Source organism: Microbulbifer harenosus (assembly GCF_005771435.1).
Classification (GTDB): Bacteria; Pseudomonadota; Gammaproteobacteria; order Pseudomonadales; family Cellvibrionaceae; genus Microbulbifer; species Microbulbifer harenosus.
Window position 1 is genome coordinate 137,882 of the sequence record NZ_VANI01000009.1, and the last position, 21,309, is coordinate 159,190.

18 protein-coding genes are annotated in these 21,309 nt (G+C 58.8%); 7 read left to right on the forward strand and 11 right to left on the reverse strand.

Annotated elements, in window-relative coordinates; translation table 11 throughout:
- Positions 1–51: 51 nt before the first annotated feature.
- Positions 52–981, reverse strand: a complete 930-nt coding sequence (locus FDY93_RS08630; protein ID WP_138235338.1) for a TraB/GumN family protein — start codon at positions 979–981, stop codon at positions 52–54.
- 268 nt (positions 982–1,249) lie between these two features.
- Between FDY93_RS08630 and FDY93_RS08635 the strand changes: the two genes are divergently transcribed.
- A complete protein-coding gene (locus FDY93_RS08635; RefSeq protein WP_138235339.1) occupies positions 1,250–2,449 on the forward strand; it encodes a glycosyltransferase in 1,200 nt (399 codons plus the stop codon).
- A 15-nt stretch (positions 2,450–2,464) separates the two neighbouring features.
- On the opposite strand, the gene FDY93_RS08640 is transcribed toward FDY93_RS08635, so the two are convergent.
- From FDY93_RS08640 to FDY93_RS08655, 4 genes are all read right to left on the reverse strand, one after another.
- Positions 2,465–3,478: a glycosyltransferase family 4 protein gene (locus FDY93_RS08640; RefSeq protein WP_138235340.1), complete on the reverse strand. Its 1,014-nt coding sequence runs from the start codon at positions 3,476–3,478 to the stop codon at positions 2,465–2,467.
- A 201-nt stretch (positions 3,479–3,679) separates the two neighbouring features.
- Entirely contained in the window at positions 3,680–4,216 is a 537-nt protein-coding gene (locus FDY93_RS08645; RefSeq protein ID WP_240914201.1) for an acyloxyacyl hydrolase, read from the reverse strand.
- A gap of 232 nt (positions 4,217–4,448) precedes the next feature.
- Entirely contained in the window at positions 4,449–5,600 is a 1,152-nt protein-coding gene (locus tag FDY93_RS08650) for a sigma-70 family RNA polymerase sigma factor (protein WP_138235342.1), read from the reverse strand.
- Between the two features lie 299 nt (positions 5,601–5,899).
- Positions 5,900–6,346, reverse strand: coding sequence for a hypothetical protein (locus FDY93_RS08655; protein WP_138235343.1), 447 nt, complete (start codon positions 6,344–6,346; stop codon positions 5,900–5,902).
- Positions 6,347–6,516: 170 nt separating this feature from the next.
- Between FDY93_RS08655 and FDY93_RS08660 the strand changes: the two genes are divergently transcribed.
- Entirely contained in the window at positions 6,517–6,843 is a 327-nt protein-coding gene (locus tag FDY93_RS08660) for a hypothetical protein (RefSeq protein WP_138235344.1), read from the forward strand.
- 280 nt (positions 6,844–7,123) lie between these two features.
- On the opposite strand, the gene murQ is transcribed toward FDY93_RS08660, so the two are convergent.
- On the reverse strand, positions 7,124–8,059 hold the full coding sequence (gene murQ / locus FDY93_RS08665; RefSeq protein WP_138235345.1) for an N-acetylmuramic acid 6-phosphate etherase: 936 nt from the start codon (positions 8,057–8,059) through the stop codon (positions 7,124–7,126).
- A gap of 232 nt (positions 8,060–8,291) precedes the next feature.
- Here murQ and FDY93_RS08670 point away from each other — a divergent pair, with 232 nt between their 5' ends.
- Positions 8,292–8,672, forward strand: a complete 381-nt coding sequence (locus tag FDY93_RS08670) for a VOC family protein (protein WP_138235346.1) — start codon at positions 8,292–8,294, stop codon at positions 8,670–8,672.
- An 84-nt stretch (positions 8,673–8,756) separates the two neighbouring features.
- Here the strand turns inward: FDY93_RS08670 and FDY93_RS08675 are convergent, their stop codons facing one another.
- The 5 genes from FDY93_RS08675 to FDY93_RS08695 all read right to left on the reverse strand — a co-directional run bounded on the left by FDY93_RS08675 (position 8,757) and on the right by FDY93_RS08695 (position 13,676).
- On the reverse strand, positions 8,757–9,410 hold the full coding sequence (locus tag FDY93_RS08675; protein ID WP_240914202.1) for an OmpW family outer membrane protein: 654 nt from the start codon (positions 9,408–9,410) through the stop codon (positions 8,757–8,759).
- Positions 9,411–9,923: 513 nt separating this feature from the next.
- Positions 9,924–10,679 (reverse strand): YciK family oxidoreductase, encoded by a 756-nt coding sequence (locus tag FDY93_RS08680; RefSeq protein ID WP_138235348.1) that lies wholly within the window; start codon positions 10,677–10,679, stop codon positions 9,924–9,926.
- Positions 10,680–10,722: 43 nt separating this feature from the next.
- Positions 10,723–11,388: an HAD family hydrolase gene (locus FDY93_RS08685; RefSeq protein ID WP_138235349.1), complete on the reverse strand. Its 666-nt coding sequence runs from the start codon at positions 11,386–11,388 to the stop codon at positions 10,723–10,725.
- A gap of 18 nt (positions 11,389–11,406) precedes the next feature.
- Positions 11,407–12,111: a bifunctional 2-polyprenyl-6-hydroxyphenol methylase/3-demethylubiquinol 3-O-methyltransferase UbiG gene (ubiG, locus tag FDY93_RS08690; protein ID WP_138235350.1), complete on the reverse strand. Its 705-nt coding sequence runs from the start codon at positions 12,109–12,111 to the stop codon at positions 11,407–11,409.
- Between the two features lie 209 nt (positions 12,112–12,320).
- On the reverse strand, positions 12,321–13,676 hold the full coding sequence (locus FDY93_RS08695) for a TRZ/ATZ family hydrolase (RefSeq protein WP_138235351.1): 1,356 nt from the start codon (positions 13,674–13,676) through the stop codon (positions 12,321–12,323).
- Positions 13,677–13,923: 247 nt separating this feature from the next.
- Between FDY93_RS08695 and gyrA the strand changes: the two genes are divergently transcribed.
- From gyrA to FDY93_RS08715, 4 genes are all read left to right on the forward strand, one after another.
- The gene (gene gyrA / locus FDY93_RS08700) at positions 13,924–16,506 is read left to right on the forward strand and encodes a DNA gyrase subunit A (protein WP_138235352.1); all 2,583 of its coding nucleotides are present in this window, start codon (positions 13,924–13,926) and stop codon (positions 16,504–16,506) included.
- A 251-nt stretch (positions 16,507–16,757) separates the two neighbouring features.
- Positions 16,758–17,837, forward strand: coding sequence for a 3-phosphoserine/phosphohydroxythreonine transaminase (gene serC / locus FDY93_RS08705; RefSeq protein ID WP_138235353.1), 1,080 nt, complete (start codon positions 16,758–16,760; stop codon positions 17,835–17,837).
- Positions 17,838–17,877: 40 nt separating this feature from the next.
- Positions 17,878–18,981: a prephenate dehydratase gene (gene pheA / locus FDY93_RS08710; RefSeq protein ID WP_138235354.1), complete on the forward strand. Its 1,104-nt coding sequence runs from the start codon at positions 17,878–17,880 to the stop codon at positions 18,979–18,981.
- Entirely contained in the window at positions 18,982–21,255 is a 2,274-nt protein-coding gene (locus FDY93_RS08715; protein ID WP_138235355.1) for a bifunctional prephenate dehydrogenase/3-phosphoshikimate 1-carboxyvinyltransferase, read from the forward strand.
- Positions 21,256–21,309: the final 54 nt, after the last annotated feature.

The window sequence follows — 21,309 nt, forward strand, 5'->3', positions numbered from 1 at the left end:
TGTTTCCAACTGTCACATTATGGTAACAAAATTAATGTAATGGGCGCCGAATCAGATCTGGGTAATATGGAAGCCGACACCTTTCAGCAAATCGGTGACAGACCTGTCGCCCACTAGATGCCCGGCGCCCACGATCACGAACAGAGTTTGGTGTTGCTGGCTGAAATCCTGGATTTTTTTCGCCATCTCGCGGTTGCGCCGATAGAAGAGTAGCTCATGCAGCTGTTCAAATTCAGGGTGTTCGTCAATTCCTTCGCGAAACACCAGGTCGTAAAGTGCCTGTTGATCGCCGGCCTTCCAGGCCCCGGTCATACGCGGCACGAACCTGTCCATTTCCGCCAGTTGATCCAGGGTTTGCTGCAAATAGAGCTCCGGCTTTTCCAGGCTGTTCAGTAGTTGCAGTTGTTGAATCACGCTTTCCAGTTCCAGTGTGGTTTTGCCCTTCTGGCGTGCCTGCAATAAAAAGTGGCGGTCAATGCCGGCTTTCGGGTCCAGCCCGCGCGCCTGCATCTCTACCATGCTCAAGGTAATCATGGCAATGGCGGGGCGCATACGGCTGAAATGTGTCTCTGGAATCTGGCGTTTCCGCAACCAGGTCTGCAGTTCGCCATACAAGGTGGGGGGAATATGGTTTTTCAACTGATCGCCCGGTGGATAAAAGGATTCCAGCATGACTTTCTGTTGGAGTTGCGGGTCGGATTCCATGGCGACGACATCCGCTTCTACCACCAGCGCACTGCTGTTGTTGTAGGCGTTTATGATGGTGTCCCGCAATGGGTAGAAACTCTGGTCGGCGAGGTGGATCGAGCCCAGCAGGTAGACGGTATGTTCTCCCTTTGTGGCCTGCAGTAACAGACCGCGGTCATTGGCCGCCTGGACCTGAGCCGCTGCCAGCGCGGTAATTAACAGCAGCAACCAGTGAAGCAGGAGGCTTTTGTGGGTGCGATGTCTGGGTGGGCGGGCTGGATTGAAGAGTTCCATATTGTGCTCCTTATATTTTCTGTCAAAAAATTCTACCGGATTCCACCAGACTTGTGATTTATATCGCCATTACGAGAATTGTGCGCCCTGGCGCAGAAATCAGCGGTACAATTGTGAAGCCGAATTGACGGGAGATTGGTTGCGGAAGTGTTTTTCCGATATTTTCTTCCGGCCTTTTGATCGCGCATCCTGTGCAAGTATTGATCTTGTGCGGAAAGCGGCACGGGCGGCAGGTGATCTTGAATCGTGGAATGGAGTTTGCTCGGCTATGCGGATTGTGCAATTGGTACCTTCTATGGACGGTGGCGAACTGGCGCAAGAGACGCTGGAGTTCGCTCAGGAGCTCGCAAGGCAGGGGCATGAATCTGCAGTGATCTCCGCAGGGGGAACTCTGGTCTCGCGCCTGACGTTGCACAATTGCCAGCATCATCAATTACCCGTCGACCAGAAACCATTTTTTCGCGCGCGCATTCACGGCAGGCTGCGCCGGCTGCTGGAAAATCTGCGGCCGGATATCCTGCTGGCCCGTGACGCACTGTGCAGCTGGCACGCTTGGTGTGTGTGGCAATCCCTCCCCGAGGCGATGCGGCCGCGTCTGGTAACAGCACTGCATACTCTGCCGCCCAGTGGTCTATTCCGTGGACGAGTGAACGGCGCGCTGGCGCGCGGTGAGTTAGTCATGGCTTCATCCGGGTCTTTGGCCCGCGAGTTGCAACTGCGCTACGGCGCCATCCTCAATCAGGCGACCGCGGGAGGAAATGGTGACGCGTCTTCAGGGCCTCAGGTGCGCTACCGCGGGGTAAACACCCGTGAGTTGGACCGGTGGGCGCCGGTCTCCGGACACTGGCACCAGAAGCTGTTGAACCAGTTTCCACAGTTGGAGGGGCGCAACTGGCTGCTGTTGCCGGCACCCATCGCACCGGGAAAAGGGCTGGAGTGCTTTCTTGAACTGCTGGCGGTGCTGAAACAGACGCTCCCGGATATCTTTGGCCTGATTGTCGGTGAAGTGGTGCCGGGGCAAGAAAAGTTTGCCCGGCGTCTTGAGCACCGTGCTGAAACCATGGGGCTTGCCGAGTATGTACTGTTTCTTGGGGCCCGCCGCGATATGCGTGAGCTTTACGCCAGCGCTCGGTTGACACTGGATCTCTCGGGTGATCCGGCTGGTACCGGCCGGGTCATCACCGAGTCGCTCGCCATGGGTTGTCCCGCCGTGGCGCTGGCTGGAACTGGCACAGAAATTTTACAGCAGTGTTTTCCGCAGGGGCTGTTGCCCGATCTTTCCAGCAGCGGCAATGCGACCCTGGCCGCGCGACTTGCCGATACCTGCGAGTCCATTCTGAACCACTCACCCAATGTGAATTTCACCGGCTTCAGTCTGGCGGAAACTACGACTCAGACGGTGGGATGGTTTCGGCAGTTATGTGAAGGGCGTGCGGCAACCGGAAGCAGGGTTGCAGAGACTGCGTGATTTGCGCCCGCCGTCTCAGGCAATAAGCCCTGTGTAGACCTGCCAGGTGGCCCGGGCCATGGAATCCAGAGTGAATTCCTGCTGAGCGCGGGCAAACAGTGGCGCGAAATCCGTGTCTAATGTCGTGCTCCGCAGCGTCGCCTGAATTTTTTCTGCGATGTGTATGGGCTCGACGTCGTCGAGCAGATAGGCAGGCGGCAGCAGGTCGATGGCATTGCCGTTCGCGCTGGCAATCACCGGCGTGCGGTGCAGCAGTGCTTCCAGCAGCGTGTATGGAGTACTCTCCGCTGCTGCTGGGATGATGACCAGATCTGCGGCTTGCATGAAGTCCGCCAATGTATTGTTCCCCGCAAAAAAGGCGACACGGTTGTCCAGCTGCAGGCGGCTGACCAGCTGTTGTAGGGCTTCTTTCTCCGGCCCGTCGCCCAACACCATCAACCGCGTACCGGGTAGCAACGGCATTGCGGTAATCAGCTGATCCACACAGCGCGCTTTGATTAAGCGACTTGCCACCAGCAGCGTCGGTCCGTCAGAGGACGGCAGCCCAGGCAGCACCGTGTTGGCCGCAGGCGCCGACAGCTCCACCCCGTTGGGAATGATGTTCCACTCCAGTTTGGAATTGGCGACGGTGGTGTGACTGATGGCAATACGCGCATCGAAGGCGCTGGCGAGTTTGTCGCGCGGATGGCGCACGTTGTGGCGAGTGATGACCTGGCGGGTTTCCGTGTAGGGCTGCACCGCGGCCATCAGTTGTGCAGATTTTGACCCGTGGCCATGTACTATCTGGTAACCGCCCTTGCGGATCAGGCTCGCCAGGCGCCAGACCAGATTGGGATGGTGGCGGCTGCGGTCAGTATTCAAAGGAATGAATTGGATGCGTTCATCCAGAGTTTGCAGATAGCGGGGATGGGCAATGACAGCGATGTGAGCGCCGGTATTGTGCGCCTGCCAGCGCGACAGGTCGGCAACGTGTTTTTCGAGCCCGCCGTGCTCCCGGCTGGCAATAAGATGGCAGATGGTTTGAATCATGCGGCTACAGGTCCGGTATCTCTGGAGCGCCGCGATGATTGTTATTGCGGTTGGGCAGGGCACCGGAGACTTCCGGTGTAATTACGGCGCCAGCCAGTCAGCCAGTTCGGCTGTTAATGAGGACGCTATTATTACTGTGCTGTGTGACAGGATTTTGATTGCCATATGACCGTTTTGTTATGGCGATGGGTAGTTGGTGCGTCAGAATTTTTTGTGCCAGTTCAGTGAGGCAAAGTCGAACCCCGGGTTCGGGGTGTTGGTATAGCCGTTGGAAAAATGGCTGTAGCGCAATGACAGGGTGTCGCCGCTGTTTAGGGTATACCCGGCGGCAAAGTGCAGGGAGAAGTTTAGGTTGGTGGAAAGATCAATCCGGCCAAAGCTGCGTTCATCGAGGTAGGCCACTCCGACGCCTGCTTCTCCAAACAGGCCCTGTGCCTCACTGCGTGGATACCAGCGCACTATGGGTTTCAACTCCCAGATATGTTGTGTCTGGTCTTCGCCTCGGTAATCGTGCCACATATAGCTGTAGCTCACCTGGGCCCACCACTGGAAGTGGTGATTGCCGGGGTAATCGTAAAACTGATAGGACCAGTTGGCGCCGACCATATTGGCCCCGGCAATGGAGTACTGTTGGATCAGCGCGTCTCCCAACCCCTTGCCACCGCTCAAGATGAACTCCTGAGCCCCCTCCATCCAGCCGCCTTTGCTCTGTGCCTGGGCGTGTGCGGGAACGTTCATAAGTGCAATGCCGCAGACCAGGAGCATCAGATAAAAATGTCGTATTGCGGAAACGCCAGATCGGGGACGGGGCATAGTGCTATCGCCAGTTGATTCGCCAGTTATTGCTTTTAAATACCGGGATGCAGAATGCTGCCGGTCTTTGCAAGATTAGCCGTTCTCGCCGCGATCGCAAACAGCACCGCCCGGACTGCCGGGGGTGCTGGGGTGAGAAGAGGGCGATGAAGACGCGTCAGCGCCACTGCCGCTTGAGCTGTCGCAGCGCATCCGAGTGCAGTTGGCGTGCGCGCTCCTGGCTGAGTCCCAGCTGTTCGCCGATGACGCGGAAGGAGCAGTCGCGGTCTGAGATCAGGCCGTAACGGAGGCTCAACACCGTACGTTGCCGCGGAGGCAGCTTGGCCACCGCATCCCGCAACCTCTGCGCCAGTTCCTGGCTGGATACGAGCTCGTCGGTATTGAGCATCTCGTTTGCCGGCGCGTAGTCGAGCCGTGTACTGTTCTGATCATCGGAGATGGGGTCGTCCAGCGAACTGGTGGGGCCGGGCAGTTTCAACAGACTCTGCACCCGTTCCAGCTCCAGCCCACTCTGTTTGGCGATGTTCTCGTCTGATGCTGGCAATCCCTCCGATCGCACCTGATTGATAGCCCGATAGATATTGCGCAGGTCGTCCTGCACATTGGCGGGTTGGCGCACCAGGTCGTCATTGCGCCGCAGGGTGAGCTGGATTTCCTGTTGAATCCACCAATACGCATAGGTAGAGAAGCGGTAGCCCATCTGTGGTTTGAAGCGCTCAATGGCCTTCATCAACCCCACGTTGCCTTCCTGTATCAGGTCGATAAACGGCACTGAGGGATTGCGGAAGCGCTTGGCGATGGCGATGACCAGCCGCAGGTTGCACTGGATCAGCTTCTTGCGCTGTTCCTTGAAGCGTTTCATCAGGTTTTGAAGGGTGCTGCGGTCGCGGTGAGAGATTTTATCTCCCTTGAGCAACGCTTCCGCCCTGGCGATGATGAGTCCGTGATCGTAGGCACCGGTACTGCCGCGCTGCTCCACACCTTCACTGCGCAGCTCAACCAGATCGGTGCCGCGTTTCTGCAGCAGGGCGATGATTTTTTCTTCAAGTTCCCGCAACAGACAGGTGGTGGTGTGCTCCTCTTCCGGGGTCAGCAGGTCTAGACGATACAAATGCTTCAGATAGTTCTGCATCGGTGTGCCGACACTGTCGCCCAGGGTATCGTCGGATACGGAGTCCTCCTCGATCATATCCCCGGAGGCTTCAATGGATTGTTCAGGGTCTTCCTGCTGGAAGTCATCCCCGGTCAGATTGTTGCCATTATCCTTCAGCCATTCATCATCCCTTGAGTTGATGTTTACTCGGGACAAAGTCTGAACCTTATGCTGGGGCAGGGCGGTGCAGCCGTCTCGACCGTTCTGCCTGCCGTAAAACCACCGGCGTCATCCTTTCGCAGGATTGCGGTATGGCGCACAAATCGCCATGTCTACTTACTGACTATAGATGACGGTCGAATAGTGCGCCGGAGAAAAAGCGACTCCCGGGTTTTCTCACCGCAAGATCGCGCCTGAGGCGGGGGGATAGTCAAAAATGTTCAAAAAGCCTACAGCTTTATTGCTCAACAATATAATTCCGGAAAGGTTTGGCGGGGGAGTAGCGGTACATCTGTTCACTCAATCCTCTTGACGCGCAAGGCGCGTCCACCGCTCACCTTGCGCATAAAAAAGGAGCCGAATACGCCGCGCTCCAGGGCGACCTGCTCGCCGCCACGCCAAATGGCGCGGTTACCACTTTCCACCTGTTGCCACACCTGACCATTGTCCAGAGTAAAGATGTACTTGCCGAAAGCCCCCTCCGCTGCGCTTGCAATGGTGGCGGTAATGGACTCGGGAGCCTCGTCGATGACCTGTTTCTGTTCCTGGCCAAACTGCTGCTCCGCGTGTTGGTGCAGATTGCCGGTAATCTGGTCGAAGCAGTCGAGACGTTTGTTGTTGTCACTGAACTGACTGCACTGCTGTAACTGTTCGCGGAGAGATTCGACTGCGGCAGCGGGAAGTGAGATCACCGCCAGTAGCAGGGCTGGAAGCAGTAGAGATGTATGGGAGTGGGGCGGCATTATTTTTTCCATTTAGTCAGTTTCGATCGTTGAGTACGGGAAATTCTGCCTCAAGCCGCGGGAGCGGACAATGCAAAGTGAGCCACTTGTCACGTTTCCTCCCGTGAGGCCATGGAACAATGGAATTGCAGGTAAGAATAAGCATAAGTCAACACAATCAGGGGTCCGAAATGAAAAAACTGATACTTCCCGCGCTCGTTATTGCGGCAGTAGGTGGTTACTTTTACTACACCAACCTCGAGGTTACGGCACCCCACGCGGTTACTGCCGAAGACGCCATGGTCGAAGAGGTACAGGCCGCGATGGCGGAGGTTGAGGCCGCCGGGCCCAGCGTCAGCCCGGCCGATAAGGACGTGATGGCAGCAGCGGATGAGGATGTGTTCGCGGACGTGCCTGAGGCCATGGAGCATGCGCTGGATGAAACCTCGGAAACAGCCGGGGGCGATATGGAAACCGTGCCAGAATCCGATGCCGAGATTGATCACGCGCACGAGTAGCAGAAGCGCATCTCCAATATCGCTTCAGACAAAAAATACCCGGAAAACGCCGTAGTGGTGTTCTCTTAAGCAGCTCTGTGGCGGTGCCGCTACCGGGTGCGCTCTTGTGAGACACGCCGTAGACCCATCCATGGGGGCTCTTCTGCGAGGTCCCTCTCGCAGAAGGTCTCACAAGAGCGCACCCGCCATCGCCACCTTCGCCCGATATTCTGCTTAGTGAACAGTATTACGGAAAACGCCAGGTATTTTTTTGTTTGAAGCGATAGTAAGCGGACGCAGATCAGTCGGATTTTGCCTCCCGCTCCAGGCGCTGCAACGCCAGACGCAGGAAACCGTCGGCGTTCTTCAGTGCGGCCTCCGCCGGCGCGCGCTCAAGTCCGCTGAGGATCATCATGATCGCCAGTTTGGCGTTGTGATCGCACTGATCCAGCACTTGGTCTGCTTCTTCATAGGATGCCCCGGTTGCCTCCACCACAATACGCCGGGTGCGATCCAACAGCTTCTGATTTGTGGCCTTTACATCCACCATCAGGTTGTAAAAACTCTTGCCGCTGCGAATCATGCTGGCGGTGGTGATCATGTTCAGCACCAGCTTTTGCGCAGTGCCCGCTTTCATCCGAGTGGAACCGGTGAGTACTTCCGGGCCCACTTCCGGAAGGATCGCAATATCCGCTTCTTTTGCAATGGCTGCGGACTTGTTGCAGGCCAGTGCCACCGTAGTGCAACCCAGGCTGCGGGCGTAGCGTAACCCACCGGTCACGTAAGGCGTGCGACCACTGGCGGCAATGCCGACGACAATATCCCGGGGGGTCAACCCGATGCTTTTGAGGTCTTCAGCCCCCAGTGCCGGATCGTCCTCCGCGCCCTCCTGAGCGCGGTGTACCGCCGCTTCCCCGCCGGCGATCAGCGGGATAACCATGCCCTCCGGTACGCCATAGGTTGGCGGGCATTCCACGGCATCCAACAGGCCGATACGCCCGCTGGTACCCGCGCCCATGTAGATCAGGCGCCCGCCGCAGCGAAAGGCGTCCACCACGGCATCCACCACCTGCGCCACTTCCGGCAGTACCTGGCGAACCACACCGGGAACATGGCTGTCGGCATCGTTGATTTTTTCCAGAATGCCAAGGGTTGGCAGCAGGTCGATATCCAGTGTGTCGGGATTGCGCGACTCGCTGGCGAGCGATCCGAGTTCGCTGGCAAGTGTCTGTTTCATATCTTCCCCGCCGGTTCGGCGCACGGTTATTTTCACGGGTAATACGCGCTTCTGTGGCCGCTTGGGTCCATGTTCCTGGCGGTGTGAGTCTGGAGGACGATGTCTGTGCATGGTTGAAGTGTAATCCTGCCCAATGGTTGGCACCACCGAGTTGCCGGGAAATGATCGGATGCACATGAGTTCGGCAAGAGGTTATGCTTTGCCGGAATAAAAAAACATTAGGTTGCAATCAATGAATCTGAATCAAATAACCCTGCCGGTGCGCGATATGCCGCTGGCCGCGGCCTTTTATCGCCGTCTCGGTTGCCTGCAAATTGTGGATACGCCGCACTACGCGCGCTTTGAATGCCCACAGGGCGAAAGTAGTTTTTCACTGTCGCTGGATGAGGGCGAATTTCACAATGGTGCGGTGATCTATTTCGAGTGTCAGGATCTGGATCGGCGGGTAGCGATGCTGCAGGAAAAAGGAGTCGAATTCGCACAGCTACCGGAGGATATGCGCTGGCTGTGGCGCGAAGCGGTGCTTTATGATCCCAGTGGCAATAAGATCAAACTCTACTGGGCGGGGGAAAACCGGCTCAACCCGCCGTGGCGAGTCGAGCGCTCTGGGTAGGTGGTCACAAGGGAAACCGTTGCTCTGCGCACAGTATGAAAAAAGGGCGCCGAGGCGCCCTGTTTAATCAGCCGAATCAAATCATCAGAAACTGAATTTATAACCTACAGACAGATTGAACATCCACGGGTCATAAATGTAATCGCCGGAGTAGGAATCGAAGAACGCATCCTCACCCGCGGGCGGGGGAACGTCGTCGAACACCCGGAATCTCATGTCTGTCACAGAACGTGCGTACACGGCGGCGACATTCACCAGCCAGGAGCTGTCATGGCCGAAGTTGAAATCGACACCGGCTTGCCAGGTATAACCCCAGGAATATCCGATATCGAATTCACCGCGAAGCCCCAGGCTTTCCAGATTAGCGCGGGTAGCGCCCCGGAAATTGGTCCCATTGAAATCGGTATAACTGATCCCGCCACCAACGTAGGGCTGGACCATGCAGGATGGATCCAGGGGGTAGAACTTGAGGCTCGCAGTGCTGACGTCTGCCTCGAATCTGGCGACATCGCCGAAGCGCTCGCCATCGAGAACCAGTGAAAGATAACCGTCGGCATCGCCGCCCGAATGTGTTTCACCGTTGACATAGCCGAGTTCGAAACCCCAGTGATCTACCGGTTTCCATTCGACATTGATCAGCCAGCCCCACTCGTCATCCGGGTCCACGGTAGCGCGGAATGCATCAAAGTACTGGAATGTTTCGTCCACAAAGCTGACTTTGTCATTTCTCGGTGACATGTACGAACCACCGACCCGCACGATGAATTCCTGTGTCTGTACAGGTGGTGCCGGCGGCATTGGTGCATAGCCAGAGTCACCTGCGAGTGCCACGCTGGAAATCGCGCATGCTAACGGTGCTAACAACAAAGGCGCAAAAGAATGTGTCAATTTCATCGAGGTAACCCCTTAAATACCATTGGAAAACAAAACTCATCGAAGTTCATGAAAAGTGTAATTCTGAAAATTTGGATCTGTGGGAAAAACAACCAATTTTTCGTGCCATTGAGGAACTTTTACGCAAAATAGGCGTGTATGTTTTTTTTATGGCGGGATCTTTTTCGAGGTGAGGTGCGAAGCGAAGTTGGAAAAAAGCGCAAAAACAAGAAATTGCGTCAACAGGGAAATGGTTTTCAGCAGGCTGGTGAAAAATTTAACGGAGTTCTTCAAAGTCCAGTGTTTATGAGCACTGGACTTCGGGGCGTCAATCTTCGGTAGGTGTAAGAGGGCTTGGTTCGGTCTGGCGGGTATGAGTTATTTTTGCGCGTTGAACTGTTTTCCGTTTACGCCAATGCTGTCATCGCCCATCAGGTAGAGATAGGTGGGCATTATTTCTTCCGGTGTGGCGACGGTTTTCGGATCTTCAGCAGGGTAGGCGGCAGCCCGCATATTGGTACGTGTGGCGCCGGGATTGATACTGTTGACGCGAATATTCGACACGCCATCCACTTCATCCGCCAATACCTGCATCATGCCCTCAGTGGCAAATTTTGACACAGCGTAGGCGCCCCAGTAGGCGCGGCCTTTGAGGCCGACACCGGAACCGGTAAAAATCACCGACGCGGCTTTGGCTTCCTCTAGTAATGGCAGCATCGCCTTGGTGAGGCCGAAGGCCGCGTTCACGTTCACCTGCATAACCTGTTGCCACACGGAGTAGTGATAGTTGGCCATGGGGGTCCGTTGCCCCAGCAGGCTGGCGTTGTGTAATAGACCATCGAGACGGCCGAACTCCTGCTCCACGCCCTGCGCGAGAAACTCCAGTTCTTCCCATTTCACCCCGGACAGATCCACAGGCAAGATTGCAGGCTTGGCGCCGCCGGCGGCTTCGATTTCATCGTACACCGCTTCCAGTTTGGGCACGGTGCGGCCCAGCAGAATCACGGTGGCGCCGTGGGCCGCATAGGTTTTCGCGGCCACGCGGCCGATGCCGTCGCCGGCGCCGGTGACGAGGATGATTTTGTCTTTCAGCAGGTCCGCAGGGGCCTGGTAGTCGGTGATGGTTTCAGACATCGGGGATTGGGCTCGTTGATGGATTGTCGATCGCGCGCCGCGATCACTTTTTAAGATAAAACTGCTGCAACAGTGGCCAGATTTCACTGGCATCATGAATTAGATGGTCGGCGTGCCAGTTTTCCGGATCGTCGCCACTGTCGATATAGCCATAACTGCAGGCGATGGTGGGCATCCCGGCGGCGCGTCCGGCGGCGATGTCGCGCTCGTGATCGCCCACGTACACCGCTTCCGCGGGTTCACAACCAATGCGGCTGCAGGCGAGCAGGATAGGCTCCGGGTCCGGCTTGCGGTTGGTTACGTCATCCGGGCAGATTACGGCGCCCGGTGTGGGTAGGTGCGCGAATGCCTGCAGCAGTGGAATGGTGTAGGCAGAAGGTTTGTTGGTGACCACACCCCAGGCGATGTCGTTTTCTGCCAGCTGGTTTAGCAGTCGCTCAATCCCGGGGAAGGGCACGGTGTGCTTGGCCAGGTGCATCAGGTACAGATCCAGCAGGCGCTGGCGCAGATCGTCGAAACCGAGCTGGCCTTCGTCGACCCCGAAACCGAGGCGCACCATGGCGCGGGCGCCGTTGGAGACTACTTCGCGGATGGTGGCGTCCGCCAGTGGTGGTAGTTGCTCCTGCTGGCGCAGCTGGTTGAGCACCACCACGAAATCCGGGGCGGTGTCGAACAGAGTGCCGTCGAGGTCGAAGAGTACAGCTTTCATATCCGGGTACTTCAGTATTTATTCTGCTGGGCGGATGGTGTGCATCAGGTAGTTGACGTCTACGTCCCTCGGGTTGAGTTTGTACTGCTTGGTGAGGGGATTGTAGGTCATGCCAGTGATGTCGCGGGTTTGTAGGCCGGCCTCGCGCACCCAGCGGCCGAGTTCCGACGGGCGGATGAATTTGCCGTATTCGTGGGTGCCTTTGGGGAGCATACGCAGTACGTACTCGGCGCCGACCACGGCGAAGAGCCAGCCTTTGGGGGTGCGGTTGATGGTGGAGAGGAAGATGTGGCCACCGGGCTTGACGAGCTGGGCGCAGGCGCGGATGACCGAGGCCGGATCGGGTACGTGTTCGAGCATTTCCAGGCAGGTCACGATGTCGTAGCTGGCGGGTGCGTTTTCCGCGAGTTCTTCGACGGGAATGCGCTGGTAATCGATGGATACGCCGCTCTCCAGGGCGTGGAGTCTGGCCACGTTCAGCGGGGCTTCGCCCAGGTCGATGCCGGTGACGTCGGCGCCGCGTTGCGCCATGGCTTCGGTGAGAATGCCGCCGCCGCAGCCGACGTCGAGCAGTTTTTTGCCGGCGACGGGGGCGCGTTGGTCGATGTAGTTGGCGCGCAGGGGGTTGATCTCGTGCAGGGGTTTGAATTCACCCTGCTGGTCCCACCAGCGGCTGGCCAATTGTTCAAATTTGGCGATTTCCGCCGGATCTACGTTGGTCATTTGGGCCTTATTGCGTTTGTGGGGTCCGTTTTTCCCCACCTTCACTGGCGCCGTCGCTCCCGGTAACCGTTTCCGGGACACGGGCTCGGCGCCCCCCCTTAACCCATCCATGGGGGCTCGGCTGCGGCCGTCCTGGCCGCAGACGGTCCCGGAAACGGTTACCGGGAGCGCCAGCTTCAATTCTAAGTTCTGACTTCGTTCGCTAGGTGTCAGGTTGTGCGACCGGCAATTCTATCACGCCACACCCCAACCCGTTGCCGCAGTTCTTCCTCGTTCAGGGTCATTAGTCTGCGATCTCGCAGCAATAGTTTCCCCGCCACCCATACATTGCGCACATGGTGCCCATTGGCGGTGTAAATCAGTTGCGAGAGCGGATCGTGCAGCGGCTGCTGCTCCAGTTCGCTCAGGTCGATGGCGCACAGGTCGGCGGCTTTGCCCACTTCGATGCTGCCGGTCACGTCGTCGATTCCCAGGGCGCGGGCGCCGTGGATGGTGGCCATGGCGAGGGCCTGGTGGGCGGGGAGGGCGTCGGCATTGCCGGATACGGCTTTGGCGAGCAGGGCGGCGGTGTTGGTTTCCAGCAGCATGTCGAGGCCGTTGTTGCTGGCGGCGCCATCGGTGCCGAGGGCGACATTGATGCCGGCATCGAGGAGTTTCGCCACGGGGGTGAAGCCGGAGGCGAGTTTGAGGTTGGACCGCGGGCAATGGCTGACGTGGGCGCCGGTCTTCTGGACCAGGGCGATGTCGCTGTCGTCCAGGGCGGTCATATGGACGCAGAGCATCTGCGGAGACAGCAGGCCGAGGTTGTGCAGGCGCTGGGTGGGGCGCAGGCCGGTGTCTTTGAGGGCTTTTTCCACCTCGCCTGCGGTTTCGTGCAGATGCATCTGCACGGGCATCTGCAGTTCATCGGCGTAGATGGCGATTTTCTTCAGGGTTTCGTCGCCCACGGTATAGGGGGCATGGGGGGCGAAGGCGAGGCCGATTCGGCTATGGGAGCGGTAGTCGTCCCGCAGTGTCAGGCCTTTTTCGATGGCGTCGTCGCCGTTTCTGGACCAGGCGTTGGGGAAGTCGATGATCGGGAAGGCGATCTGGGCGCGCATACCGGCTTCACGCGCGGCGGCGGCTGCGGCCTCGGGGAAGAAGTATTGGTCGGAGAAGGTGGTAGTGCCGCTGCGCAGCATTTCCGCCATGGCGAGGCGGGTGCCGTCGCCGACGAACTCAGGGCTGACCCACTGCTGTTCCGCCGGCCAGATGTGTTTTTCCAGCCAGGTCATCAACGGCTGGTCGTCGGCAAAGCCTCGCAGCAGGCTCATGGCGGCGTGGTTGTGGGTGTTGATCAGGCCGGGAATCAGGATCTGCTGGTCGAGCTGGTGTTCCTCGCGTGCGCTGAAGCGGTGGCGTGCTTCCGCGGTGGGGAGGATGGCAGAGATGACCCCATCGTCGATCGCTAGTGAGCAATTTTCATACACCCGCTGGCTGGGCACCACGGGGATGATCCAGCGGGCGTGAATCAGTGTGTCGATGGTTTGTCGCTTGTTTTGAGTGGGGGTGCTGGTGCTTGGCATTGCTCGATTTTTGTTCTGGAAGAAAGTCGCAGACTTTAGCGATGTGTGGGGGTGTGAACAAGTCTCTACAAGTCGTCCTACCGCGCGCCAGTTGTGGTAGAATCGCCCGCTTGATCGGGGTCTGCGAGCAGCAGGCCCCAACAGTTTCCCAGTCTGTTGCGATGTCCGCCCAAAGCGCGGCGGCGGCAATGGGTGAAGCCGGGGCCTGCCCCGCGGTTGGCGTTAACGATAAGGAATGCCTGAAAATATGGGCGAATTAGCCAAAGAAATTTCTCCGATCAATATCGAAGAAGAGCTGAAGCAGTCCTACCTCGACTATGCGATGAGCGTGATTGTGGGCCGTGCGCTGCCGGATGTGCGCGACGGTCTGAAGCCGGTGCACCGGCGCGTGCTTTTCGCCATGAACGAACTCAAAAACGACTGGAACAAACCCTACAAGAAGTCCGCCCGTGTGGTGGGTGACGTGATCGGTAAATACCACCCGCACGGCGACAGTGCGGTGTACGACACCATCGTGCGGATGGCGCAGCCATTCTCTCTGCGCTACATGCTGGTGGATGGTCAGGGTAACTTTGGTTCTATCGACGGCGATAGCGCGGCAGCCATGCGTTACACCGAGATCCGCATGAATAAGCTCGCCCACGAGCTGTTGTCGGATCTGGATAAAGAGACGGTCAACTTTATCGACAACTACGACGGCTCCGAGCAGATGCCGGAAGTGCTGCCGTCGCGGGTGCCGAATCTGCTGGTGAACGGCTCCTCGGGTATCGCCGTGGGTATGGCGACCAATATCCCGCCCCACAATATGAGCGAGGTGGTGAGAGGGTGCCTGGCGCTGATCGATAACAGTGAGCTGTCCATCGATGAGCTGATGGAGTACATCCCGGGTCCGGATTTCCCCACTGGCGCCATCATCAATGGCCGCGCCGGTATTCTGCTGGCCTACCGCACCGGCCGCGGCCGTATCTACGTGCGCGCCAAGGCGGAAGTGGTGCGCGACGAAAAAACCAGTCGCGAAACTATCATCATCCACGAGATTCCCTACCAGCTGAACAAGGCGCGCCTGATCGAACGCATCGCCGAGCTGGTGAAAGAGAAGAAGATCGAGGGAATTTCCGAACTGCGCGACGAGTCCGACAAGGACGGCCTGCGCGTAGTGATCGAGCTCAAGCGCGGCGAGCTTGGGGATGTGGTTCTGAACAACCTCTATTCCCAGACCCAGCTGGAAAGCGTGTTCGGTATCAATATGGTGGCGCTGGTCGATGGCCAGCCCAAGCTGCTGAACCTGAAAGAACTGCTTGAGTACTTTATTCGCCACCGCCAGGAAGTGGTTACCCGTCGCACCGTATACCTGCTGCGCAAGGCGCGCGAGCGCGGGCATATTCTGGAAGGTCTGGCGATCGCCATTTCCAATATCGACCCGGTAATCGAGCTGATCAAAGCCTCTGCCACCCCCGCGGATGCCCGCGAAGCGCTGCTCGCCAAGGGCTGGCCGGTGGGTGATGTGCAGCAGTTCCTGGAGCGCGCCGGTGCCGATGCCTGCCGCCCGGATGAGCTGCCAAAAGAATTCGGCATGCGCGACGGCGCCTATTACCTGTCTCCGGCCCAGGCCCAGGCCATTCTCGAGCTGCGCCTGCACCGCCTGACCGGCATGGAGCACGACAAACTGCTGGCGGAGTACAGCGAGCGCCTGGAGCAGATTGCAGAATACCTGGAAATCCTCGGCAGTCCCGAGCGCTTGATGCAGGTGATCCGCGAAGAGCTGGAAGTGCTGGAAAAAGAGTACGGCGATGCCCGCCGCACCGAGATTGTTGCCTCCCGCCAGGATCTGTCGGTAGAAGACCTGATCACCCCGGAAGACAAGGTGGTGACTATCTCCCACGGCGGTTACGCCAAGAGCCAGCCGCTGGCCGACTATCAGGCCCAGCGCCGCGGTGGTATGGGCAAGTCGGCCACTCAGGTGAAAGATGAGGATTTTGTCGAGCACCTGCTGATCGCCAACTCCCACGACACCATCCTGTGTTTCTCCAACCACGGCAAAGTGTACTGGCTGAAGGTGTACGAAGTGCCTACCGCTGGCCGTGCCTCCCGCGGCCGTCCGATGGTGAACATGCTGCCGCTGGAGGAGGGTGAGCGCATCAGCAGCCTGATGCCGGTGTCCGAATACGATGAAGACCATTTCATTTTCTTCGCCACTGCCAATGGCACGGTGAAGAAAACCCCGCTGACCGCCTTCTCGCGTCCGCGCAGTGTCGGCCTGCGGGCAATCGACCTGGACGAGGACGATCGTCTGGTCGCCACCGCGATTACCGATGGCAGCCGCGATGTACTGCTGCTGACCAGCGCCGGCAAGGCCGCCCGTTTTGCCGAGGAAAACGTGCGCTCCATGGGGCGTGTGTCCCGCGGTGTGCGCGGTATCCGCATGGCAGACGGGGTTTCCGTGATCGCCATGGTGATTCCGGAAGAGGGCGGCTCGGTGATGATGGTGACCGAAAATGGTTACGGCAAGCGCACCGCTACGTCCGACTTCCCCACCAAGGGCCGCGGTACCCAGGGGGTGATCGCCATTGCCGAAAGTGAGCGCAATGGCGCACTGATCGGTGCATGCCAGGTACATCCCGGTGAGGAAATCATGCTGATTTCCGATCAGGGCACCATGGTGCGCACACGGGTGGATGAGGTCTCCGTACTTGGTCGCAACACCCAGGGGGTGCGGGTGATCCGCCTGAAAGAGGGCGAGAAGCTGGTGGGGTTGGCGCGGATCCAGGAAACGGACGATGCCAACAGCGAAGACGGGGCCGTTGCCGATGATGGCGCTGCGGACGAGTGATGGCCGCGCCCGCTGTAACCCTGGAAAGGCTGCGATAACTCGCGGCCTTTTTTGACTTCAGCTGGCCAGATCGGGTTGCGGGCGAAAGCCCTGTAACCTGCGTGAGTGAATTCCGTGATTGCCAGTTTAGCAATGGCTGGAATTGGCAAAGATTTAATCCGGGGCGCCTCAAAAATCTACTACGCGCGCCAGGTGGCGATGTTTTTTAGAGGCGTCCTTCAGGTCTGTTTATCTTCTGGGAATTGAAATCAATGAGGAAGTTTAATTTCTGTGCGGGTCCTGCGGCGCTGCCGGAGCCGGTGTTGCGCCAGGCGCAGGAAGAGTTGCTGGATTGGCAGGGTATGGGCTGTTCGGTGATGGAAATCAGTCACCGTTCTCCGGAATTTGTCGCGGTGGCGGAGCAGTCCGAGCAGGACCTGCGGGATCTGTTGCATATTCCCGACAACTACAAAGTGCTGTTTCTGCAGGGTGGCGCCACCGCCCAGTTCAGCGCGATCCCCATGAACCTGTTTGGCGCCGGCAGCAAGAAGGCGGACTTCATTCACACCGGCCAGTGGGCCGAAAAGGCGATCAAGGAAGCGGAGCGCTATGGTGAGGTCAACATTGTGGCCTCGGCGGAGGACCGCAATTTTTCCTACGCGCCGGCAGCGGACAGTTGGCAGGAAAGCGCGGATGCGGCTTATTTCCACTACACGCCCAATGAGACCATCGGCGGTGTGGAGTTTCCGTATATTCCCGAGGTGAAGAGCCCGCTGGTGGCGGATATGTCTTCCACTATTCTGTCGCAACCGATCCCCGTAGAAAAATTTGGCTTTATTTACGCCGGTGCGCAGAAGAACATCGGTCCGTCCGGGATTGCGGTGGGTATCGTGCGCGAAGATCTGCTGGATCGCGCGCTGCCGGAAATTCCCCGCAGCCTGAGTTGGAAGATTGCCGCCGACGGCCAGTCCATGGACAACACTCCCCCGACGTTCGCCTGGTACCTGTCCGGGCTGGTGTTCAAATGGCTCAAGGCCCAGGGTGGGGTGAACGCCATGGCGGAACTCAGCCTGAAGAAATCCGGGCTGCTGTACGGTTTTCTTGATCGCAGCGCATTCTTCTCAAGCCCGGTGGCAAAAGACAGCCGTTCGCGCATGAATGTCCCCTTCGTCCTGGCGGACGACAAGCTGGACAAGCAGTTCCTGCAAGAGTCAGAGGAGGCCGGATTACTGAACCTGAAAGGGCACCGCTCCGTGGGTGGCATGCGCGCATCCCTGTACAACGCGGTGCCGCTGGAGGCGGTTGAGGCACTGGTTGCTTTTATGGCGGACTTCGAGCAGCGTCACGGTTGATGCGGCGTTTGAAACTAATTTAAGGATTTGGGCAAGAGTTATGTCTGAAGATAAGCCGAAGCAGGACGAGCGCCTGCTCGAACTGCGCGATCGCATCGACAATATCGACAGCGAAATTGCGCGGCTGATTTCCGAGCGCGCCAACTGTGCGCTGGAAGTGGCGGAAGTGAAAAAGTCCAATGGCGAAAACGCGCTTTACTATCGCCCTGAGCGCGAGGCGCAGGTGTTGCGCCGGGCCATGGAGCGCAATCCGGGCCCTCTCACCAACGAGGAGATGGCGCGGCTGTTCCGCGAGATCATGTCTGCCTGCCTGGCGCTGGAGGAGCCGATCAAGGTGGCGTACCTCGGCCCCGAGGGCACATTTACCCAGCAGGCAGCGCTAAAGCACTTCGGCCACTCTGCCGTATCCAAGCCGCTGGCGGCCATCGACGAGGTATTCCGCGAGGTGGAAGCGGGCGCGGTCAATTACGGTGTGGTGCCGGTGGAGAATTCCACCGAGGGCGTGGTGAACCACACCCTGGATAACTTCATGACATCCAACCTGAAAATCTGCGGCGAAGTGGAGCTGCGAATTCACCAGCATCTGATGATTTCCGATATCACCCGCAAGGAATCCATCACCCGTATCTACTCTCATGCCCAGAGCCTGGCGCAGTGCCGCAAGTGGCTGGATTCCTACTACCCGAATGTGGAGCGCGTGGCGGTGGCAAGCAATGCCGAGGCGGCCAAGCGCGTGAAAGGGGAGTGGAACGCGGCAGCCATCGCCGGCGACATGGCGGCGGAGTTGTACGGCCTCAAGATCCTCAATGAAAAAATCGAGGACCGCCCGGATAATTCCACGCGCTTTCTGATCATCGGCTCCCAGGCTGTGCCGCCGAGCGGCGATGACAAGACTTCACTGATGGTGTCCATGCGCAATGAGCCGGGTGCGCTGCACGATCTGTTGGCGCCGTTCCAGGCTCACAAGATCGACTTGACCCGGGTGGAGACCCGCCCGGCGCAGAGCGGCAACTGGACTTACGTGTTTTTTATCGATTTTGTTGGGCACCGCGAGCGCGAGAATGTGGCGGCGGCGCTGAAAGCTGTTGGCGCCTGCGCTTCGGATATGAAAGTGCTCGGCTCCTACCCCCGCGGAGTGCTGTAAATGTCTGAGGCAGGAGCGCAGAACGGGCAGGGAGCCCGCGGAAATATTGTCGGCCGCCTGGTGGTGGTTGGTATCGGTCTGATCGGCGGTAGCCTGGCGCTGAGTTTGAAGGCGGCCAGCGGCTGTCGTGAAGTCATCGGCGTGGCGCGTCGCGCGCAGACCTGCGAGCAGGCGGTGGCGCTCGGTGTGGTGGATCGGTCCGTGACGGACCTTGGAGACATCCTGCCGGAGCTGGAAGCGGGCGATGTCATCTTTGTTGCCGTGCCCACACTGACAGTGGAGGCGGTGTTTGCGCAGCTGAAAGACCGTCTGCCCGCGGGTGTCACCGTGACCGATGGTGCCAGTGTGAAGGGCAGCGTGATCGCGGCGGCAAAAAATGTCTGGGGGCGGGTGCCGGACTTCCTGGTGCCGGGTCACCCGATTGCCGGCTCCGAGCAGAGCGGAGTGACCGCGGCACGCGACGATCTATATATCGCCCATCGCATCATTCTCACACCACTTGAAAATACCGGTGCGGATCACGTGCAGCGCATTCACGCCATGTGGGAAGCGGTGGGGGCAGAGGTGTTGTCCATGCCGGTGGCAGAGCACGACGAAGTACTTGCGGCTACCAGTCATCTGCCTCACGTGATTGCTTTCGGCTTGGTGGATACCCTGGCCCACGATGCGGAAAATGAAAATATTTTCCGCTACGCCGCCGGCGGCTTTCGCGATTTTACCCGCATCGCCTCCAGCGACCCGGTGATGTGGCGGGACATTATGCTTGCCAACCGGGACGCGATTCTCAAGTCTATCGATCTCTATACCTCCAATTTGGAATCTCTGCGCAGTGCCATTGCCAGCGGCGACAGCGAACATTTGATGGGGGTATTTACCCGGGCCAAGGCGGCGCGGGATCATTTCACTAAAATGCTGGCCAAAAAAGCGTACACAGAAACTATGGAAGCGAAGGAAGTAACGTTTGTCGCCCGTCCGGGCGGCGCTGTGAATGGTGATCTGCGGGTACCGGGTGACAAATCCATGTCACACCGCTCCATTATGCTGGGCTCTCTGGCGGAGGGGGTCACCGAAGTGGAGGGATTTCTGGAGGGGGAGGATGCTCTGGCAACCCTGCAGGCGTTCCGCGACATGGGTGTGGTGATTGAGGGGCCGGTCAATGGTCGCGTCACCATTCACGGCGTAGGTATGCACGGCCTGCAGGCACCGCCCGGACCGCTCTACGTGGGCAACTCCGGAACCTCCATGCGTTTGCTTGCCGGTCTGCTGGCCGGGCAACAGTTTGACTCGGTGCTGACCGGGGACGAGTCCCTGTCCAAGCGCCCGATGAATCGCGTGGCGAATCCGCTGCGTGAGATGGGCGCCGCGGTGGAGACCGGCGAGGACGGGCGCCCACCGGTGAAAATTACCGGTGGCCAGGCCCTGAGAGCCATCGATTACACCCTGCCCATGGCCAGTGCCCAGGTAAAATCCTGTGTGCTGCTGGCGGGACTCTACGCTGAGGGTGAGACCAGCACCACCGAGCCTGCGCCCACCCGCGACCACACCGAGCGCATGCTGGCGGGGTTCGGTTACGATGTGCGCCGCGACGGCCCTCGCGCCAGCGTGACCGGTGGCGGCAAGCTGGCGGCCTGTCACATTGATGTGCCGGCGGATATTTCTTCTGCCACCTTCCTTATGGTGGCGGCGTCTATTGCTCCGGGCTCTGATGTGCTGCTGCAGCATGTGGGTATCAATCCCACCCGCGATGGTGCAATCAATATTCTGCGGGCCATGGGCGCGGACATTACCCTTGAGAATCGTCGCGAGGTGGGCGGTGAGCCGGTGGCGGATATCCGCGTGCGCTACGCGCCGCTCAAAGGCATCCAGATTCCGGAGGATCAGGTGCCGCTGGCCATCGACGAGTTCCCAGCCATCTTTGTCGCCGCCTCCTGTGCGGAAGGTCAGACGGTACTTACCGGCGCAGAAGAGCTGCGGGTGAAAGAGAGCGACCGTATTCAGGCCATGGCGGACGGATTGAAGATTCTGGGTATCAATGCCGAGCCCACCCCGGACGGCATTGTCATCCAGGGCAAGGGGGGCAATGGTGAGGCCGCGGTGTTTGGTGGTGGCGAAGTGGACAGTCTCGGTGATCACCGCATTGCCATGTCCTTCGCGGTGGCGGCGCTGCGTGCCAGTGCGGATATCCGCATCCAGCACTGCGCCAATGTGGCCACTTCGTTCCCGAATTTTGCCGAGCTGGCAAATGGCGCGGGTATGAATCTCGACGTGCGTTGAAAGCCTGTGCTGCCAGGTGGGGGCGGGCTTCGCGCGCGTCCATCCCCGTACGAC

What these genes read in the sequence shown, in the direction of transcription:
- FDY93_RS08715 (WP_138235355.1), top strand. Translation starts at nt 18,982, where the DNA reads ATGTCTGAGGCAGGAGCGCAGAACGGGCAGGGAGCCCGCGGAAATATT.
- FDY93_RS08695 (WP_138235351.1), bottom strand. Translation starts at nt 13,676, where the DNA reads ATGCCAAGCACCAGCACCCCCACTCAAAACAAGCGACAAACCATCGAC.
- FDY93_RS08645 (WP_240914201.1), bottom strand. Translation starts at nt 4,216, where the DNA reads ATGAACGTTCCCGCACACGCCCAGGCACAGAGCAAAGGCGGCTGGATG.
- pheA (WP_138235354.1), top strand. Translation starts at nt 17,878, where the DNA reads ATGTCTGAAGATAAGCCGAAGCAGGACGAGCGCCTGCTCGAACTGCGC.
- serC (WP_138235353.1), top strand. Translation starts at nt 16,758, where the DNA reads ATGAGGAAGTTTAATTTCTGTGCGGGTCCTGCGGCGCTGCCGGAGCCG.
- FDY93_RS08685 (WP_138235349.1), bottom strand. Translation starts at nt 11,388, where the DNA reads ATGAAAGCTGTACTCTTCGACCTCGACGGCACTCTGTTCGACACCGCC.
- FDY93_RS08630 (WP_138235338.1), bottom strand. Translation starts at nt 981, where the DNA reads ATGGAACTCTTCAATCCAGCCCGCCCACCCAGACATCGCACCCACAAA.
- FDY93_RS08635 (WP_138235339.1), top strand. Translation starts at nt 1,250, where the DNA reads ATGCGGATTGTGCAATTGGTACCTTCTATGGACGGTGGCGAACTGGCG.
- FDY93_RS08640 (WP_138235340.1), bottom strand. Translation starts at nt 3,478, where the DNA reads ATGATTCAAACCATCTGCCATCTTATTGCCAGCCGGGAGCACGGCGGG.
- murQ (WP_138235345.1), bottom strand. Translation starts at nt 8,059, where the DNA reads ATGAAACAGACACTTGCCAGCGAACTCGGATCGCTCGCCAGCGAGTCG.
- gyrA (WP_138235352.1), top strand. Translation starts at nt 13,924, where the DNA reads ATGGGCGAATTAGCCAAAGAAATTTCTCCGATCAATATCGAAGAAGAG.
- FDY93_RS08660 (WP_138235344.1), top strand. Translation starts at nt 6,517, where the DNA reads ATGAAAAAACTGATACTTCCCGCGCTCGTTATTGCGGCAGTAGGTGGT.
- FDY93_RS08655 (WP_138235343.1), bottom strand. Translation starts at nt 6,346, where the DNA reads ATGCCGCCCCACTCCCATACATCTCTACTGCTTCCAGCCCTGCTACTG.
- FDY93_RS08670 (WP_138235346.1), top strand. Translation starts at nt 8,292, where the DNA reads ATGAATCTGAATCAAATAACCCTGCCGGTGCGCGATATGCCGCTGGCC.
- ubiG (WP_138235350.1), bottom strand. Translation starts at nt 12,111, where the DNA reads ATGACCAACGTAGATCCGGCGGAAATCGCCAAATTTGAACAATTGGCC.
- FDY93_RS08675 (WP_240914202.1), bottom strand. Translation starts at nt 9,410, where the DNA reads ATGTCACCGAGAAATGACAAAGTCAGCTTTGTGGACGAAACATTCCAG.
- FDY93_RS08680 (WP_138235348.1), bottom strand. Translation starts at nt 10,679, where the DNA reads ATGTCTGAAACCATCACCGACTACCAGGCCCCTGCGGACCTGCTGAAA.